This is a genomic window from Winogradskyella eximia (assembly GCF_003386165.1).
In the GTDB taxonomy this organism is placed as follows: Bacteria; Bacteroidota; Bacteroidia; order Flavobacteriales; family Flavobacteriaceae; genus Winogradskyella; species Winogradskyella eximia.
The window spans coordinates 957063-977136 of the sequence record NZ_QRDV01000001.1 but is presented as its reverse complement, the minus strand read 5'-3'; the positions used below and the strand labels follow the sequence as shown (position 1 = coordinate 977136).

At 31.1% G+C, this 20074-nt stretch carries 18 protein-coding genes; 6 read left to right on the top strand and 12 right to left on the bottom strand.

The window, feature by feature from the left end; translation table 11 throughout:
- The first annotated feature begins 1 nt into the window (after position 1).
- The 3 genes from DFQ10_RS04065 (at position 2) to DFQ10_RS04055 (ending at position 2903) form a co-directional block, all read left to right on the top strand.
- A complete protein-coding gene (locus DFQ10_RS04065) occupies positions 2-1138 on the top strand; it encodes a hypothetical protein (RefSeq protein WP_115816087.1) in 1137 nt (378 codons plus the stop codon).
- 30 nt (positions 1139-1168) lie between these two features.
- Positions 1169-2242, top strand: coding sequence for a nucleotidyltransferase family protein (locus DFQ10_RS04060; RefSeq protein WP_115816086.1), 1074 nt, complete (start codon positions 1169-1171; stop codon positions 2240-2242).
- An 85-nt stretch (positions 2243-2327) separates the two neighbouring features.
- Positions 2328-2903 carry an outer membrane beta-barrel protein gene (locus tag DFQ10_RS04055; protein ID WP_115816085.1) on the top strand — a complete coding sequence of 192 codons (576 nt, stop codon included), beginning with the start codon at positions 2328-2330 and terminating at the stop codon, positions 2901-2903.
- A gap of 79 nt (positions 2904-2982) precedes the next feature.
- Here DFQ10_RS04055 and DFQ10_RS04050 read toward each other — a convergent pair whose 3' ends face one another.
- The 9 genes from DFQ10_RS04050 to nhaA all read right to left on the bottom strand — a co-directional run bounded on the left by DFQ10_RS04050 (position 2983) and on the right by nhaA (position 11732).
- Entirely contained in the window at positions 2983-3927 is a 945-nt protein-coding gene (locus DFQ10_RS04050; RefSeq protein ID WP_115816084.1) for a UDP-glucuronic acid decarboxylase family protein, read from the bottom strand.
- Between the two features lie 43 nt (positions 3928-3970).
- The gene (locus tag DFQ10_RS04045; RefSeq protein ID WP_394347240.1) at positions 3971-4720 is read right to left on the bottom strand and encodes a zinc-dependent peptidase; all 750 of its coding nucleotides are present in this window, start codon (positions 4718-4720) and stop codon (positions 3971-3973) included.
- A 392-nt stretch (positions 4721-5112) separates the two neighbouring features.
- A complete protein-coding gene (locus DFQ10_RS04040) occupies positions 5113-5526 on the bottom strand; it encodes a hypothetical protein (RefSeq protein WP_115816082.1) in 414 nt (137 codons plus the stop codon).
- A 19-nt stretch (positions 5527-5545) separates the two neighbouring features.
- Positions 5546-5959: a GreA/GreB family elongation factor gene (locus DFQ10_RS04035; protein ID WP_115816439.1), complete on the bottom strand. Its 414-nt coding sequence runs from the start codon at positions 5957-5959 to the stop codon at positions 5546-5548.
- Positions 5960-5978: 19 nt separating this feature from the next.
- Positions 5979-7283, bottom strand: a complete 1305-nt coding sequence (locus DFQ10_RS04030) for a Glu/Leu/Phe/Val family dehydrogenase (protein WP_115816081.1) — start codon at positions 7281-7283, stop codon at positions 5979-5981.
- Positions 7284-7460: 177 nt separating this feature from the next.
- Entirely contained in the window at positions 7461-7625 is a 165-nt protein-coding gene (locus DFQ10_RS18515) for a hypothetical protein (protein ID WP_181897569.1), read from the bottom strand.
- Positions 7626-7810: 185 nt separating this feature from the next.
- Positions 7811-9139: a sigma-54-dependent transcriptional regulator gene (locus tag DFQ10_RS04025; protein WP_115816080.1), complete on the bottom strand. Its 1329-nt coding sequence runs from the start codon at positions 9137-9139 to the stop codon at positions 7811-7813.
- 9 nt (positions 9140-9148) lie between these two features.
- Positions 9149-10249 (bottom strand): sensor histidine kinase, encoded by a 1101-nt coding sequence (locus DFQ10_RS04020; protein ID WP_115816079.1) that lies wholly within the window; start codon positions 10247-10249, stop codon positions 9149-9151.
- Positions 10250-10415: 166 nt separating this feature from the next.
- Entirely contained in the window at positions 10416-11732 is a 1317-nt protein-coding gene (nhaA, locus tag DFQ10_RS04015; protein WP_115816078.1) for a Na+/H+ antiporter NhaA, read from the bottom strand.
- Positions 11733-12050: 318 nt separating this feature from the next.
- Between nhaA and DFQ10_RS04010 the strand changes: the two genes are divergently transcribed.
- Complete coding sequence (locus tag DFQ10_RS04010) at positions 12051-13640, top strand: FMN-binding glutamate synthase family protein (protein WP_115816077.1); 1590 nt, start codon at positions 12051-12053, stop codon at positions 13638-13640.
- Between the two features lie 116 nt (positions 13641-13756).
- Positions 13757-16009 (top strand): FUSC family protein, encoded by a 2253-nt coding sequence (locus tag DFQ10_RS04005; protein ID WP_245940609.1) that lies wholly within the window; start codon positions 13757-13759, stop codon positions 16007-16009.
- 116 nt (positions 16010-16125) lie between these two features.
- Here DFQ10_RS04005 and DFQ10_RS04000 read toward each other — a convergent pair whose 3' ends face one another.
- The gene (locus DFQ10_RS04000) at positions 16126-16665 is read right to left on the bottom strand and encodes a hypothetical protein (RefSeq protein WP_115816076.1); all 540 of its coding nucleotides are present in this window, start codon (positions 16663-16665) and stop codon (positions 16126-16128) included.
- A 100-nt stretch (positions 16666-16765) separates the two neighbouring features.
- Complete coding sequence (locus DFQ10_RS03995; RefSeq protein ID WP_115816075.1) at positions 16766-17137, bottom strand: hypothetical protein; 372 nt, start codon at positions 17135-17137, stop codon at positions 16766-16768.
- Between the two features lie 179 nt (positions 17138-17316).
- Between DFQ10_RS03995 and DFQ10_RS03990 the strand changes: the two genes are divergently transcribed.
- Positions 17317-18195 (top strand): SdiA-regulated domain-containing protein, encoded by an 879-nt coding sequence (locus DFQ10_RS03990; RefSeq protein ID WP_115816074.1) that lies wholly within the window; start codon positions 17317-17319, stop codon positions 18193-18195.
- Between the two features lie 743 nt (positions 18196-18938).
- Here the strand turns inward: DFQ10_RS03990 and DFQ10_RS03985 are convergent.
- On the bottom strand, positions 18939-19985 hold the full coding sequence (locus tag DFQ10_RS03985) for a serine hydrolase domain-containing protein (protein ID WP_115816073.1): 1047 nt from the start codon (positions 19983-19985) through the stop codon (positions 18939-18941).
- Positions 19986-20074: the final 89 nt, after the last annotated feature.

Sequence of the window (20074 nt, the reverse complement as noted above, 5' to 3'; positions counted from 1 at the left end):
TTTGAATACTAACTTAGCACCTACATATAAAAAATTGTTTGGTGAAAACTGGATATTGTGGTTTGCATTATCCAACAGTTATAGTATCATTGAACCAGAATTTAATTTGCTTTTAGAATCTTATTTAAAATCTAGCTCCAACGCTGATTTTTCTACAATGATTTCAAATGATATTAACGTCTTAGAAAGCGAAAGCATTTCTGAGACGTTATTTAATTATTTAAAGGACTGTAATAAACCTTATATTTCACCAGAGATAGATTCGATTGTTTTAGATACTTCTAAAAGACATATTTCTAAACAATATGATTTTAAAGGACAAACAATTCAAATATATTACGATACAGAATTAGTTTTAAAAACTGTTCACCCAGCGCTTTCATATTATTGTACTGAGACGAAAAATGAAGTTTCAGCGACATTCGACATTTATTTAAAAAATGACGACTTATTTTTATTCAAAGATCAGCAATTAATATCTCAAGTTTCAAAGCACAAGTACCATTTGATGCAAGGAAAATTTATTATGCAATTACTTTGCACATTGCACAATAAAGACGAGAACGATTGGATTGGTACCTTTCATGGTTCAACCATTACGGATAGCAATTCGTCTATTCTATTTGTAGGAAACTCGGGAAAAGGAAAAAGTACGCTTTGTGCTTTATTAACTGCCAACGGTTTTGATTTACTCGCTGATGATGTTTCTCCAATGTTGTCAGAAGACAATGAGATTTATTATAACCCTTCTGCCATATCAATAAAACAAGGAGCATTTAATTTACTCGAACCTTTAGTCTCAAATTTTAAAGATTTACCAATTGTAAAATTCAATAAAACTAAGGGAAATTTAAAATATATTCCTTGTACCAAACCTAAAAAAGACCACTACCCTTGTCGTTCTATTATTTTAGTGAACTACAAAGCAAAGTCTGAAACTAAATTAGAACCCATATCAGTTAAAACGATACTAGAAACTATTATACCTGATTCTTGGTTATCACCCAATCCTTTGCATGCAAGACAATTTTTAGATTGGTTAGCAACATTAGAAATCTATCAACTCACATATAGTGATACACAAAGTGTCACCAATGAAATATCTAAATTATTTAAACAACTCAACAAAAAGGTTTAATGCTTATATTAGTAGCACATTGAGAAACCTATGAATAATTTAGCCATTACATATCAACATATTGCAGATATTCTCAGTTTCAAAACTAACGATTCTCAATTAGAGAAAACGATCAGTAATACCGCCTTTGACTGGGAAGACATCGTAAGAGAAGGCAGTAAACACTATGTTATACCAGCCATTTATTGTAGACTTAAAGCAAAAAAACTTTTACATAAATTACCCGAAGACCTATTAAATTATCTTGAACTAATTACAAGTAAAAATAGACAAAGAAATTCTATTATACTTATACAAATTCGTTCTATCTCACAATTATTTAATTTAAACCATATAGACCATGTGTTTTTAAAAGGCTCCGCTTTATTAGCTTCGGGCTGTTTTGAGGATAATGCTGAGCGCATGTTAGGTGATATTGACATATTGGTATCACCAGAACAATTAAAAGAAGCATATCAATTACTATGTGATAATGGCTATTACCCATCTGACCAAACATTAGGACATGACTTTTTTGAACATAAACACCTACCTAGACTAAAAACAAAACTTACAGATAACCGTATTGCAGCAGTAGAAGTCCATAGAAAACTATTTACAACTCATAATGATGATACACTAAACTTTGAAGCCATCTTTAATGATAGAAAACAAATTAACACGGTGTATATTCCATCAAAAAAGCACCTTTTAATGCATAATATTCTCAATTTTCAGATTAATGATTATGGTGCACTATATAATAGTATCAGTTTTAGATCTACTTATGATACTATTATTATACAACGCGGTTACTCTGGTGCGAAAGAATGGTATAAAAAGAAGGTTTATAAAAACTACTTTAAATATACGAGCCTATTTTTTGAAGATATAAGAGTTTCGACAAATGTAAAAATCAATATTTTTACCAATTTCTATTTATTTAAGTTAAAGCACCTTAAGTTTTATAAAAATTGGAATAAACTAATAGGAGTAATGAGATTTACACCTATTTTATTGTACAGATTATGGCTTTTTATATCCAATAAAACGTATAGAAAAGCCATAATAACAGATAGAAACAGAATTTTCAATCATTTTAAGTCTATTTTGAACCACTTTTAGTTTTTTTTGATTAATATTATAAAATTTTTAATCAATATTTGTTTTATAATCCATAAAGTTTACCTTTGAACAAAATTATTTCAGAATGAAAAAATTAATTTTAATTGCATTATTAGTATCTTTTAGTTTATCTGCTTTTGCACAAAGAAGTGATAAAGATTGGTATTTAAGCGTTGGTGTCAACGCCATCAATAGTTTAGGTTCACAATCACCTATTTATCACCCAGAAGACTGGAGCTTTCAAAATCCTATTGCTGCAGCAGTTGAGTTAAATTGGACTGAAAAATTCGCAATAGAACAATCTATAACCTTTAATGGTTTTACAACTGAGAATAGAATAGATAGTGATTACAATAATCTTAAAGAAGATTACAATTACTTATCATTAGATACACATGTAAAATATTATTTTGGAGAACATATATTAGGTGACCGTATCGATTGGCTAGAATTATATGTTAATGCTGGTATTGGCTTTTTTCATATAGATGAAACAAATATGTCTGCCAACCTTGGTGGAGGAGTTTTAGTTTGGCTAAATAATAGTAGAACGTTTGGTTTGAGAGCTCAGACTATAGGTAAATTTGCATTTAATCATCCTGATAGCGGTTACGATGACAATCACTACCAATATCATTTACAAGCCGTATTTAAATTGTAATACGACTTTACAATAAAACATAAAAAAAGGTTCACAATTTAAATTGCGAACCTTTTTTTATGTTTTAGACTTCTAAATCTTATACTTCTTTTAGTAGATTATCAAAATAATTAATAGTCTGTTTAAGCCCCTCTTTTAATTGAATCTGAGGTTCCCAACCTCCTAATTCTTTCTTAGCTAAACTAATATCTGGTTGTCTTTGCAATGGATCATCTTGTGGTAAAGGAAGAAATGAAATTTTAGATTTTGAACCTATTAAATCTATTACTTCTTTAGCTAAATCTAACATAGTAAACTCTATTGGGTTGCCTATATTTACAGGACCAATAAAACCATCTCTACTGTTCATCATACGGTGCATTCCCTCAACTAAATCATCAACGTATTGAAAACTTCTTGTTTGAGTTCCATCACCAAAAATTGTAATGTCGTCCCCTTGTAACGCTTGCATAATAAAGTTAGAAACTACACGACCATCTTGAGGGTGCATTTTTGGCCCATAAGTATTAAAAATACGAATGATTTTTATCTTTACTTGATTTTGGTTATGATAATCCATAAACAACGTCTCAGCGCAACGTTTTCCTTCATCATAACAAGAACGCAACCCAATTGGGTTAACATTTCCCCAATAACTCTCTGGTTGTGGATGAACGGATGGATCACCATAAACCTCACTAGTAGATGCTTGTAATATTTTTGCTCCAACGCGTTTTGCCAATCCTAGCATATTGATGGCACCCATAACTGAGGTCTTAACCGTTTTTATAGGATTATATTGGTAATGTATTGGCGACGCAGGACAGGCTAAATTATAGATCTCATCGACTTCAACCATGTAAGGATTGATAATATCATGACGCACTAATTCAAAATAATGATGATCCATTAAGTGCTCAATATTTTTTTTAGAACCTGTAAAATAATTATCTAAGCAAATGACCTCATTTCCTTCGCTTAACAAACGATCACATAGATGCGAACCAACAAACCCAGCTCCTCCAGTTACCAATATTCTCTTCATGTTTTATTTTTAGGTTAAAAATAAGGTTTATTTTAAATAGTCTCTAATAACCTGCAAACTTAAAATTTAACATTTGCTTTATATAGCCATATAGATGTGGAAATTGTGATTTGAATTCTTTTGGTGTTTCAACAAAATTCTCAAGCAACACAGCAAAAAACTCAAACTGATTAGTATAAGCATAAGCCCTAAAATATTTTGAAGCGATTAAATTTTCTCTAAGCGTTGGATTCTTCTGTAAATAGGAAGTTAGATTCTGAAAACCTTGACTAAACACTAAACTACTCACATCATTATTCATAGAAGCGTTTAAATGAATTGCATGGCCAAACTCATGGATACCAAGATTTAAGTTATCATCTCCTATGTTATACCCATGCTTAAAATCTTTCCAAGAAAATACTATGGCCTTCAACTGTGGATTTGTTTCTCCCTTATGATTTGCTTCATTAATTTCAGAATAATATTCATTTGGATATAAGATAACAGTATTTAACAAGTCTAAAAGATATTTTCTAAAACCGAATGTTAGCATTATCGATGTTGCTGCAACTAAGACTCTCATCTGCTCTGTAACAACTAGGTCTTGCCTCCCTATAAATTGAGTTTTATCTATAAACGTCGCTACTCTATGTTCAAAATAAGATTGATGCTTGTCTGATAACTTACCAAATAAAGGATATTCGTTTTTTAAAATTGACAACTGAATGGGAGTAAGTTTTTTAAGCTTAAAATAAAAGTGAGTAACTATTGGTTTTTTGAAATGCCTAGCATAAAAGTACTGAAAAATCATAACCAATCTAAACAGTATAAAAAGAGCTATAATCCCCATTCCTATAGGTATAATATAAGTATATATTAATTCCCACTCTAGTTTTTCTTGTTCAGTTTTTAGCAGCATAAAATAAGACTCTGAAATAAATTTATTGGTTAAAATAAAAGTTATCTCACTAATTTAAGTGCTAATATCTATATTTCTTTTTCATAACTATTATTTTATTCTTAAAGTCTCATTATACTTAATGATACCTCATAAAAACAAAGTATCAATCTCATCTATAACTAAAGTCAAAAAAAATAACCATAAAAATTTCTTTTCATGGTTATTAAAACTTAGGGATTACTTAAAAGTTTTGAGTGTAAACTGTAAAAGGGTTAAAAAAATTAATTATAAAGAAACAGCGTCTAACTTAACAATGAAAACTTCCCTTGAGCCTTATTAAAAAACTCATCTTTAAGCCTTCTATACTTGTCTAAATGATACAAATAGCTTCTTCGATAGCTTTCGTGCTCTTTAATATAAACCATATCGCATTGAGTGTCTTCGCACTCAGCGATATCAATTCTAGAGTTAGAATATTTAACTAAAGCATCTAATAATATTTCATTTTCACTCTTTTTCTTATTAAAACGCTCTATAACTTCCGCATCGTCTAACTTTCCATTAAGTTCATTAGTACATAGACCTATTAGATTAACTAACTCTTTCTTAATATACTTTAAATGACTCATCCAGTTATTTAACTCAACAGAATTAATTTTGTGTGTAACATCTATATCAGTATCATGATGAAATATTTCATTATTTTCAGTTGTCATACTTTTAAATTTAAGATTGTTAAATTTCTATAGTTCTAAATTTTCCCTCTTGTTCTACATCAATTATTTTAATTTTCTGTTTTCCCGATGGAAAATCCCAAATAATTGTGTCATCTGTTGAATAACCTATTAATGCAGATCCCATTGGTGTAAGTATTGAAATTTTATTTAATTGTATATCTCTTTCCGAAGGAATTACGAGTTGTAATTCCTTCTCTATTCCATTTTCTAAAACTAAGGTGACTCTACTATTAAACCTTATTACATCCTTAGGCATTTCACTATCATCAACGATGTGTGCAGACTTTAACTCGTTAGCCAATGTTATTAAACACTTTTGCGTTTCGTGATCTTCTGCGTAACCAGATATATTAAGAATGCGTTTTAAATAAACAAATTCCTTCTTTTCTAATATTATACTTCCGTATTTCATTTTAATTAATTCTAAAAAATTAAGGAAAAATACCTCTTTGTACATAGGCCTTTTCAATGCGTTCTATAGCGATACAGAATGCAGCAGTCCGCGTATCGATATCTTCTCGCTCAGAATAATCGAAGACTTTATTAAATGAACCTCTTAGCTTTTTACTTAGTTTATCCATAACTTCTTCTAAATGCCATATCTCACCATTTCTGTTTTGTAGCCATTCAAAATAACTACCAATTACACCTCCAGAATTACACAAAATATCTGGTATAATTGCTATACCTCTTTCTAGTAATATTCTTTCTCCATCAACATTTGTTGGACCATTAGCACCTTCTGCAATTAAATTGGCTTTTATTTTTGGTGCATTTTCCTTAGTAATCTGATTTCCTAATGCTGCAGGAATACATATATCACAGTCCACAGCAAAGAAGTCATCCTTATCCAAAGACTCAGAATTGGGAAAATCTACAATACTTCCTTTATTAAGTTTTGCATAATCAAATAGGTTTTTAACATTTAACCCATTTTGATTTTGAATGCTTCCATATGCATCTTGAACGGCTACTAACTTAGCACCATCTTTTTCTAAAAAAAGTGAAGCCCAATAGCCTACATTACCAAAACCTTGAACAATGTATTTCTTACCCTTTAAATCTATATTATTCTTCTCAGCCCAAAACTTAATAGTTAAATACACACCAAAGCCTGTAGCTCTATCTCTTCCTTCTAATCCACCACTACCATCTGGTTTTCCTGTTACTACATGTTGATTTGCTGTACGTTGTGCAGGTGGTCTGGTACTCATATAAGTATCTGCAATCCATGCCATTGTTTGGCTATTTGTATTAACATCTGGAGCTGGTATATCATGTTCAGGACCAATATTGTCCGCTAAGGCATACGTAAAACGTCTTGTTATACGCTCTAATTCAGATTCTGAATACTTAGAAGGATCTATCTTAATTCCTCCTTTTCCACCTCCATAAGGCAAACCAGCTAACGAGGTTTTCCATGTCATCCACATTGCTAATGCTCTAGCCGCATCTAAATCTACTGTTGGGTGATAACGCAACCCACCTTTATAAGGGCCTAATGCCGAATTATGTTGCACACGATAACCCGTAAATATTTCTACATCACCATTATCCATTTTTACAGGAAAATTCACCAAAATCTCATTGTTGGTAATACTTAAAATTTTTCTAATATTAGGATGTAGATTAATATGATCTGCAGCACTATTAAATTGCTCCATTACATTATCCATCATCCCTCTTAAGGGTTGTTTTTTTGTAGCCTTTTTTACACTTGCTTTTAATACTGTCATATTTGTGTTTTATATTTTTCTATTATTTGAAATAACGATTAGATATAGATCTCTCGTGATATTTTTCTGTTATATATTTAGCTCTAGACGATCTAAATTTTGGTTTTTTTTCTACCGAAGCTATATTAGCTATCATAGACATTAAAGCGTTAAAATTCATGATTTATAAATAAGGGATTAAACTAATTCTAGTTTGCGTTTAGGTTGCTTTACTTTATCTAAAACAACATCTTTTGGGTTTTGTTGATCGAATTCACTACAAGACCAGACTTTATCTTTTTGAGTTGTTAACACACAAGAATTACGGTGCATACAACTTGGACAAATATTAAAATGATTCATGATTAATACATATTAGTGTTATACACACACTAAAGGCAATCCATGTGCCGTTGTATTTAAAAACCAATTTGAAATCACAAAAACCCTTTAAAACAAAGGGCTAAATGGAATATAATAAAAATCTTAAACGTGAAGAGACTGAGACAAAATTACTCAACTGCGTAAAAATGCACCAATAATAGTAGTTATTCTGAAAGTTTTTGGCGAATTGTTTTACGGTCTATTTGTAGAATTTCGGCTGCCTTTGTTTTGTTATTACCAGTGGCTCTTAACACCTTTTCAATATATTTTTTTTCTATAATTTTTAATGGCTGTAGTTCTTCTGTAGAAAAGTTAATATTGTATTTCATGTGTTCTGGTAAATGTTCTATATCAACAATTTTATCACACATAATAACAGCATGTTGAATGCAATTTTCTAATTCTCTAATATTACCTGGCCAATTGTAACGTTTTAAAACACCTAATGCTTCTGGTGTTATTTTTAAAAAACGATCCTTGTACTCTTCTCCATATTTAAAAAGGAATTTATTCACTAAAAGATCTATATCATCTTTACGCTCTCGTAATGGTGCAACATCAATTTCAACAACAGTTAACCTATAAAATAAGTCATCCCTAAAAGTGTTATTCTTAATCATTTCTCGCAAATCACTATTAGTAGCAGCAATAATTCTGATATCAACTTTTTCGGCTTTTGTTGCTCCCACTTTTACCACTTCTTTTTCTTGAAGCACACGTAGTAATCGCGATTGTACTGCTAGCGAAGCATTTCCTATTTCATCTAAAAAAATAGTACCACCATTGGCAGCTTGAAAAAAACCATTTCTATTTGAATCTGCTCCTGTAAAAGCTCCTTTTACATACCCAAACAATTCCGATTCTAATAAGTTTTCTGGTATAGCACCACAATTAACTGCAATAAACGGTGCTTTAGCAAACTTACCTTGATAATGAATAGCTCTTGCCACTAGTTCTTTTCCTGTACCACTCTCCCCTTTTATAAAAACGGTAGCTTTATTATCCTTTACACGCTCAATAATTTGAATAACCTTATTTATCTTTTCTGAATTCCCTATAAGTTCACCATAAGCTTTACCTTTATTAACTGCAGATGTATTGGTCTTAATTGTATTATTTTCTAGACTAATTAAGGATTTTGATATTGCCGTTTTTAACTCGTCTTTTGTAAAAGGCTTTGTTAAATAATCTACCACACCAGATTTAATTGCAGATAGAGAATCTTGAACGGAAGGATAACCTGTAACAACTAATTTAGGGAGTTTAGGATAATGCTCAGAGACAAATTTAATGAGTTCAAAACCATCAATTTCTGGCATTTTTAAATCAGTTATCAATAAATCGATATTTGTATCTCTTAAAATTGTCACTGCCTCCTTTACGGAAACTGCCTTAAAAGTATGATAGTTCCAAGATTGTAAATGGCGCTGTAAAAGTTCAATAATATTTACATCATCATCAACAATTAGTATATTTTCTTTACGTAACTGCATAGCTTAAAATCAATCTTTTGGAAGTGTTATTGTAAATATAGCACCTTTATTTTTATTGTTTTCTGCAACAATACTTCCTTTATGGGAAGCCACAATACCATGCACAACACTTAACCCCAAGCCTGAGCCATCACCTGTTGGTTTTGTGGTAAAAAATGGTTGAAATATTTTATCTAAATCTTCAGTTACAAAACCTTTTCCTTCATCAGAAATCATTAAAACAATATCTTTTTTTGTTGATTTAGCTTCTATAGTTACTAATCCATTTTTAGGCGAAAAGTATATTGCATTAATTAATAAATTAAAAATAATCTGTGTAAGTTGAATAGGATCGGCTCTTAGCCACAATTCCTCTTCTTCAATTTTTACAATATATTTTACTTGCTCTTTTCTAAAAGTAGCATCTAATAAATTAATCGCGTTCTTAATATTAGGTACAATGTTAACGCGCTTCTTTTCTTGAGGCATTTCGCAAGCAAAAAACATCAATTTCTTTACCACTTCCCTAGAGAAAATAGCATTCTGAATAATTTTATCAATATCTTCAGTAGACTCACTTTTTGCACTTAAATCATCTTTCAGCAATTCGGCAAAACCCAAAATATTAGCTAAAGGTGTATTAAGTTCGTGTGCAATACCAGCAGTAATTTCTCCCAATATTCCCAAACGGTCTGCACGTTCCATTTGCCGTTTTAAGGATGTTTCATTTTTCTGAATTTCAATACGTTCTAACAAGCTACCTATTTTGATTGCTACATTATCTAAGAGTAATTGTTCTTCGTTTAAAAAATTAATTTGTTCAAAGTTTGAAGCTTCAGAGTATGCAATTAATTGACCTTTGTTTTCATTGAAAATACTGATTTTTGATTCTATCATCAAATTTTCATCAGGTGATGTGCATGATGCGTGAGTGCTAATTAAAAGCTGTTCTATGCTAATAACAATCTCAGTCTTTTCCGGATATTGAAATGCGTTTTTTAAGCTAAAAGCAATAGCTCTTAAAGTGTCTTCTAAAAGTTTGGCATTAGAATTTCCAATAATTGAAGATACTTCATAAAGACAAGTCAGTTCTTTAATCCGTTCTTTTAACGCTTGTTCAGTTGTGCTCATTATTTTACTTTATAATTTTTCATCACATCTTCGTTAACTACGGAAATGACTATAATTTGGAAACCTAATCATCAAACTTAGTTTACAAAATCAATAAAACATTGCCCATTAAGATAAATAAATTCCAAGCATTTAAACGAACTCTTCGTTTGTTTTAAAGAGATTCTTAATCTCTTGTCTGGCTAATACTTGGTTTTGAATCTAAGCGTAAAATCACATATCCAATAATGGCAGATATAAAAGAGCCTAAGAGAATACCAATTTTAGCAGAATCTACATATTCTGGTGTGGATGCAAACGCTAAACTCGCAATAAAGATAGCCATAGTAAACCCAATACCAGCCAAAAACGCAACGCCTAAAATCTGTTTAAAACTAATATCATTTGGTATTTCTATAAGCTTAATTTTTTTTGCAAGCATTACTATAGACGTTATACCAATCCCTTTTCCTAAAATTAAACAAATAACTATATTGGTCACTAATGCCGTATCTAAATTATCGGAACCACCTATAAGCACACCAGCATTAGCAAGTGCAAAAATTGGAATTATAAAATATGCCACCCAACCATGCAAGTTATGTTCTAAATGCTGTAATGGAGATTGAAATTTAGATGACCAATCTTCCAAATCATCTATATGCTGTATTTGTTCAGTAGAAAGAATCGGTTTTTGTAATACACTCGCATTTTTAATATCGTTGTAAACTTTCTCTAACTGTTCTAAAAATGTACTGGTATCAATTTTTTGTCTAATTGGAACCGAAAATGCTAACAAGATTCCTGCAACTGTTGGATGAATTCCGGATTTTAAAAATAAAAACCAAATAATGATACCGAAGAAAAACATAACGAATTTAGAATAATAACCTCTGTATGAAAGAAAATACAAAACCGACAACATCACTAACGCTATTAACAGCAATGTTGTATTAATTGTACCACTATAAAATAAGGCGATTACTAAAACGGCTCCAATATCATCAACAATCGCAAATGCAGTTAAAAAAACCTTAAGACTTAATGGAACACGTTTTCCTAAAACATTTAAAATTGCCAATGAAAATGCAATGTCAGTTGCCATTGGGATTCCCCAACCTTTAAAAGTATCTGGATTTTGATTTAGCAAAAGAAAGAAAACAACCGGAACCAACATTCCTCCTATGGCACCTACCAACGGAAAAGCAATCTTTTTTGGAGAATTGAGTTCACCGATTAACAATTCTCTCTTTATTTCTAAACCAATAAGAAAAAAGAATATCGCCATTAATCCATCGTTTATCCATAAGATTAAGGGCTTTTTAAACTCAAAAGATTCAGTTACAATACCAATTTCATATTGCCATATTTCTCTGTACACATCACCATAGGGCGAATTTGCCCAAATTAAGGCTAAAACTGTAGCCAACATTAATAAGATGCCACTAAAGCTCTCAATTTTTACGAATTTTTGGAATGGTGTGAGAAATACTTTTTTTATCATATGAAAGGTTTTATTTCGAAAAAAATTAACTTCAAATATAAAATTTCAATGTGATAACAATAAATAATTAAGATGACTTTAAGAAGTTTTAAATGTTATCTATCTCTAGAAATAGAATTATCAATATTTCAAAAAAATAAAAACAACATTTTATAGGCCATACTTTTTGCTGATAGCGATTTTTATCAGAATTACAATATATGTGACAAGAATTACTGATTTCGAAATATATTCAGCAAAAAAAGATAAACTATACATTTTTAGTTTAGTATTAAAATACGTAATCTTATATTTACCGCTTTATTTAAAGTAGACACTATGAAAGTCCGTGAGTATTTTATTATTATTTCAGTCGTTCTTGTTTCAGTAATTATCGGAATAGCTTTTATTTGGAAGCCTATTCTATGGGCTTTTTTAATAGTTGGACCACTTGTAATAATGGGTGTTTTTGACATTATGCAAACATCACATACCATTAGACGAAACTTTCCATTACTAGGAAGATTTAGATATATACTAGAATCTATTCGACCAGAAATAATGCAATATTTTGTTGAAACAGATACCCAAGGAAGACCTCTAAATAGAATCCTTAGATCTCTAGTATACAGAAGAGCTAAAGGGGAAAACGACACAGAACCTTTTGGTACGCAAATGGATCTTTACCATTCTGGCTATGAGTGGCTAGAACACTCCATGTATGCTAAAACCAACCCAAAGGATATTGGTGAGTTTCCACGTTTATTAATTGGTGGTAAGGATTGTAAGCAACCTTATTCTTCTAGCTTATTGAATATTTCGGCTATGAGTTTTGGATCTTTAAGTAACAACGCTGTATTGGCTTTAAATAAAGGTGCTAAGATGGGGAATTTTGCCCATAATACAGGTGAAGGTGGAATTAGTGAATATCATTTAAAAAATGGTGGAGATTTAATTTGGCAAGTTGGAACCGGTTATTTTGGTTGCAGACATGATGATGGTACTTTTAACGAAACTACATTTAAACAAAATGCCTTAAGACCAGAAGTAAAGATGATAGAAATAAAACTATCTCAAGGTGCAAAACCTGGGCATGGTGGTATTTTACCTGCTTCAAAAAACACTGAAGAGATTGCTAAAATCAGGCACGTACAACCTGGTATTGCAGTGCATTCACCACCTTCGCATTCCGCGTTTTCTGATCCTATTCAGTTTATGCATTTTATAAAAAAATTAAGAGATCTTTCTGATGGAAAACCTATTGGTTTTAAACTCTGCTTAGGAAGGAAACAAGAATTTATGGATTTTTGTGAAGCTATGATTTTTACAGGTATTCAACCCGATTTCATTACTGTAGATGGTGGTGAAGGAGGAACTGGTGCTGCACCTGTTGAGTTTTCTAATTCCATGGGAATGCCATTAAGAGAAGGTTTAATATTTGTACACGATACTTTAGTTGGCTTTGGACTTAGAAAAGATATAAAAGTCATTGTTGCCGGAAAAATAATTACAGGTTTCCACATGGCAAGAGCTTTAGCCTTAGGCGCAGATGGCTGTAATAGTGCACGTGCTATGATGTTAGCCATTGGTTGTATCCAAGCTTTACAATGTAATACCAATACTTGCCCTGTTGGTGTGGCCACACAAAATGCCTCTTTAGTTAAAGGTTTGGTGGTAGATGATAAAGCACCTAGAGCTAATCGTTACCACGAAGCTACAATTCATAGTTTCTTAGAACTTGTTGCTGCTGCAGGACTAAATAGTCCAGCAGAATTAACAAGAGACCATATAAGTAAACGTGTAGGTCTTTATAATGTACAAACGTACCATGATATTTATCCTCCTATGAAAGAAGGTTCTTTATTAAACATTGATACAATACCTGAAGATTACAAAAAGTTTTTTCAATTAACTCGTATTATGAAATAATACACCTACCTATTATATTCTTTTAGCTGTTAAATTTCATTGCTTTAGTGAAATTTAACAGCTATTTTTTTTCTTATAATTGTTAGTTATAAATAAAACACGCTTCTCTACTCAAGTTGTATCTTTGTTTTAAACTCAAAATTATAAACCTCATTTTAACTTTCATCTCTAAACACGCTAAAGAGTTATTTGAATTCTTTAAAAGTACAAGTTTTTCAAAAGCTGTATTAATTGGTGTTGCAGTAACAACTCCTATTATTTTAGGTATCGTAACCAATCAATTTGAAGTTGGACTTGCACTTTGTTTTGGTGCGTTTTGGTGTTCTCCTAGTGATGTTAGTGGTCGATTAAAACACAAACAGGTTGGAATTCTTTTTTCGGCGATACTAGTGGTTGTTATCAGTTTTATTGGTGGCTATCTCAATATTTCAAATTTTTTACTATTCCCTATTTTGGGCTTTTTAACCTTTTGTATTGCCTTTATTTCAATTTATGGATTTAGAGCATCATTAATAAGCTTTTCTGGATTATTGGCATTAGTTTTAAGCTTTGCACACACCTCAGATTCTTTAGAAGTCTATCAATATGCCATATTGATTGGTGTTGGTGGATTATGGTATTTATTTCTCTCCACGTTATGGTATTACATCAATCCAAAGGCTCAAACTGAAGAAACTCTCAATCAAACTTTTATATTAACCGCAGATTTTTTAGACACCAGAAGGCAGCTCATAGGTGAGCAACCAGATAGAGATGTTTTGCAAACCCAACTTATGACCTTGCAAAGTGAGTTGACGGAACATCACCAAACCTTGCGTGAAATATTAATACTATCTCGAAAAAGCTCAGGAAAATCTAACTATCAAAGTAGACGTTTATTGGTGTTTATTCAATTGGTTGAAATTTTAGAAGCTGCTATTGCCAATCCTGTAAATTATGACAAGATGGATGTGCTTTTTGCTCAACATCCTGAATTTAAAATTGATTTTCAGAAGTTAATTTCCGAATTATCTCTTCAATTACGGTCTATTGCTAAAAATATTAACAAGCCGAAGCTGTTTAGGTCAAACAATGCCCTTTCTGATGCTTTTAAAGCACTTGAAAGTGATCTTTTAAAATTTAAAAATGAAAATCACCTAGAAGATTACGAGCGTTACTTAATGCTTCAGAATCTGTTAGACTACCAGAAAAAGCAATTCGAAAAATTAAAAAAGATTAAATGGTTGTTGGGTAATCCGCAATTAACCTCAGATGATTATATAAAAAATGATAAGCTAAAGCGTTTTATTGACTCTCAAGATTATAGCCCTAAATTATTACTTAGAAACCTCAGTTTTAGATCTACAATTTTTAAACACTCATTACGGTTGTCAATTGTAGTAATGTTGGGTTATGGTATTGGTTTATTTTTCGACTTTCAGAATCCATATTGGATTATTTTAACAATAATCGTAATAATGCGACCTAGTTACGGTCTTACCAAAACCCGATCACAAGACCGAATGATTGGAACTCTAATTGGTGCTGCTTTAGCGAGTGGGTTAGTATTTATAGTTAACGATCCATACATTTATGGTGCGCTAGGCGTACTTTCTTTAGTCGTTGCCTTTTCTATGGTGCAGAAAAACTACAAAGCCTCTGCGACTTTTATAACCTTAAGTGTCATTTTTATTTATGCCATTTTAGAGCCCAATATTTTAACAGTTATTCAATTTCGAGTTTTAGATACATTAATTGGTGCTGCATTATCTTATATGGCCATGCGTTGGCTTTTACCTGCTTGGTCGTTTATGGAAATTGGAGATAATATTAAAGCGGCTTTAAAAGCAAATACTGCATTTTTTAAATCTATTAGCAATTATTACCAAAAGAAAGGTCTTGTACCAACGAGTTTAAAAGTGAATAGAAAAGAGGCATTTTTACAAATGTCTAATTTAAGTTCTGCTTTTCAGCGTATGGCTCAAGAGCCAGAATCTAAACAAAACCATATTGACGACATTTACGAGCTTGTAGTCATTAATCATAGCTTCTTAGCGTCTTTGGCATCCTTGAGTATTTATATTCAAAATAACTCAACCTCTGAAGCATCAGAGGATTTTAAAAAAATTTCAGAAAAAATTAATGCCAATTTAGATATCATCTGTTCTCAATTGAAGGTTATTAATTTTGAAAATTCTAAAACTAACGATTCAATCTTTAAACCTGAACCGTTTAATTTTCCTATTCATAGAATTACTAAGAATGTTATTTCGCAATCAGATAGTGAAAACACGCATAAGGAAGCTCATTTAATTTGGGAACAACTGTATTGGCTGTTTAGTTTAAGTGAAAAGATGATCACCTTAACATCTAAATTCAAAATAAATTAACACCTTATAAAACCACTTTTTAGACTTTGAATTATTTTTATAAAAGAAAACTTCTTTCAAAATAAATTTAAAAGAAGTTTTTCTTATTCCTGAATCACAAAACGTGTTTTCCTATATTATGATGCATTTACTGCTATAACTCTATGTTTCTGGTTTTGTATACCGATTGTATGATCCTTTGATGATAAAAGTTGATTTAAATAATCTTGCCAATTTTGAGCTACTTCTAATTGGTCACTTAAAATCATTAGGTCATTGTTATAAAACTCAACGTAGGCGTCATTGTTTTGATTACGATGATAAAACGACAAACCTATTTTTTCAACGACATCATAATGTTTTGTTTTATCCTTAACACGTTTAGTCTCTTTTGTTGTTTTACAAGACATAACGGATGATAAATCGATAACTTTAGAATAAACAGCAGTCTCCGTTTTTCTATGAAAGAATAATTTTTGCTGAGAAGTATCTACACCAATGGCGTAGTTACCATGTATTTCAAGTTTATCTAATTTACAATTATGTTCTGTTGCTTCTGTCTTAAGCGTGTTACGAAGTTGTCTTGATCTTTTTTTGCTTCCGTTTATAAATAAAGCAAAAGGTAAAATAACAATAGCGATGATAATAACATCGATAATAATTAATCCTGTTCCCATGATATTTGTTTTTTAATAAAATTTAAAGTGTAAAAATTGATATGGTATTTTATACCATAATTAAGACATCATATATAATGCATGATGTTTTACACCTATTTTACCAAAAACAATGAAATGGAAAAAGGATTTCCCTTAAATGAAAATTAATTATGCTGCTGTGCTCTGCTCTAACAAATTGAGAGTGATGTAAGGCAGAAAAACAATTACTAAGACAACTAAGTCCATAACTATTTACAGTAATTTCCTCAAGTTGAGGTGGCTCAGTATCTGCATTAGAAACGGTACTAAAACTTTCAATTTGTAGGTCGAAAAAATAGTGATGAGAATTAACGTTCTCGTATACTTCGCCTAAAGCTTCTGTACTTATAGAATGCTCTAAATCACTATTTAATACTTGAAAATCATAAGCATGGGCAGAATTTGCCAAGCCTACAAAAATCAATACTATATTAAAAAGCGTTTTTAACATTTCTATTCGTAATTATTATACAAAGTAAATCTATAATTCTGACACAAATTAAGATAGAAGTGCTAAATGATTGTTAAAATAACGCACATTTTTCTTTTCTAAATTGAGTAACTCATTTGAGCCAATAAATATTATTTATATTGTAATTAATTGGATTATTTACTCCAAAATAAAACTAAATGAAGACTTCTAAAACATTAAATATTGTCATTGTTTTGATTCTATTTATCTGTATTACATTATTTCTTAAAAGCTCAACACACAACACATTCAAACAAAATACTGATAGTCCTAAAACAGACACGTCTAAAAACTACAATATAAAAAACACGTCAATACTACCAGACATATTAGAAGAAGTTAGTGGTATTGCTTGGTTAAGTGAAAACACCTTTGCATGTGTACAAGATGAAATGGGTCACATTTTCATTTATGACACCCAGCTAAACACAATAATAAATGATATAAAATTTGATGGTGCTGGCGATTATGAAGACATAACCATAAACAACTACGATGCCTATATTTTACGCAGTGATGGACTTATTTATGAAATATTAGACTACAATTCTAAAGACAGAAAAATTTCAAAAATTAAAACTCCGTTTACTGAAAAGAATAACATGGAAAGTTTAACTTTTGATAAGCAAAACAAAAGATTACTACTAACACCAAAAGATAAGGATTTAGGTAAAAAACGTATTAAAAACATTTATCAAATCCCTCTACAAACTAAAAGCTTTGATACTGTTCCTATAATTGATATTGATTTAAAATCGAAAAAATTAGAATCTTCTAAATCTAAAAAGGTTGAAAAGACTTTAAGACCTTCTGCAATTGCTGTGCATCCACAAACACAAGATATTTATGTGTTAGATAGTAAAAATTTACAACTTCTCATATTACATTCAAATGGTGAAATTTTAAAATTGTATAATTTAAACAAACACGATTTTGCCCAACCAGAAGGTATAACGTTTAGCACTAAAGGACACTTATTTATCGCTAACGAAGCCAATAAAAATAATGCTAATATTTTAGAGGTAGAATTGAAATAATCTTCTTAAAATAAAATGAACTCAGGTTGGAAATAATAGAATAGATCTCTTAAGGATTGCTGATTATCCTTAATATTCAGCCTTAAAAATAGTTTCAACAAAAAAACGCTCAAGCAAGCTTGGCGTTTTATAATTACCCTTAAAAAGCAATCCTAAGCATTAGAGGATTGCTGCGCATCCTTTAATGCTCAGCCTTGAAAATAGTTTCAACAAAAAAACACTCAAGCAAGCTTGGCGTTTTATAATTACCCTTAAAAAGCAATCCTAAGCATTAGAGGATTGCTGCGCATCCTTTAATGCTCAGCCTTGAAAATAGTTTCAACAAAAAAACACTCAAGCAAGCTTGGCGTTTTATAATTACCCTTAAAAAGCAATCCTAAGCATTAGAGGATTGCTGCGCATCCTTTAATGCTCAGCCTTGAAAATAGTTTCAACAAAAAAACGCTCAAGCAAGCTTGGCGTTTTTTCTTATGAAACTATTTATTCGTGACCTCGAAGGGACAGAGTTCAAACTTTTTGAAGGAAGATATTGACTTAATTATCTCAAAATCAATATAAATCAAAACTCACCCTTATTACTTCGAACCCAAGAGTTTATTAGAATTGTTAATTTTGATTTTATTTTTGTAATCACATTGTCGTACAGTAATTTCTAAAAAAATCAAATATATGGTTGTTGAAATTGATAATGCTCAAGGGATAAAGTGGTTCTCGTTATAAATTGATATTCGTTAAAGCCTGTATTATTTTGCTCTATTTTCCTCAACAATTCTAACCACTCTATTTATCATTATTTCTGACAAATTCCACAGTAATAAATCCTCATCAGTTGTATTATTAAAAAGAATTACTACAGTGTCTATATTGTTATGATATTCTGTAAAGCTCTGATATCCTGGAACCCATCCAGAATGTTCATATTCATAAATTTCAGAATAGATTTTCCGTTCTCGTTCTTTGAATATAGAACCATCGTTTAATGCTCTCAAAAATATACCAACATCTTCCGCAGTAGCCAGCATACCGAATTCTTTCTCTTTTAAATCAGGTTCATAGCCAACGTAGTAACCACTCATCACATCCTCTATATCTACCTCGCTTAACGAGAAGAATGTATTATTCAGTTCGAGTGGTACTAAAATTTGCTCTTTGATATATTGATGATGATTATACCCCACCGTATTGTCAATAAGTAAACCAAGGAGTAAATAATTTGTATTTGAATAGCTATAGTCTTCTCCTGGTTCAAACAGCGCGGGTGTATCCAATACTAATGCTAACGATTCCTCAGCACTATCAGGTGGGTTTTCCCAGTAACCTCCACTGTCTGTAAAATTTGGAATCCCGCTTCGATGTTGTACCATCATTTTTAGAGTTATTCTATCTGCATTTTCAATCCTACCTAGCAATTCAGGGAAATAATCAGCAAGGGTTTTATCTAGTGACAATCTGTTATCATTAACCAACTTAGAAATGGAAACCGCTACATATAACTTGCTAATACTAGCTATTTTAAATAGTGCATTGGGTTTAGCAGGTATTTTATGTTCTCGATTGTGCCAACCACCTGTATAAAATTCTGGTTGTTTCCCTGCCTCATCTACATAAACAATCATACCATCCAAACCGTGACTTATTGCTTGGTCAACTTGTTCTTGAACAGTATCTGGCAATGGTAATATCCAAGCTTTCACTAAAATCCAAGGCACAAACCACAAGGAAATTGCAGTACCTGTGAACAAGGCTATCCTGATTATAATTTTTTTATTTCGTTTTTTAGAATTAAGCATAGATAGTAAAGTTATAATTATTGCTCATTTTTAGGAAGTATTATTCGTAACACAGTTCAGAAAAGTTCAGGGTTTCAAAGTTTATGTTT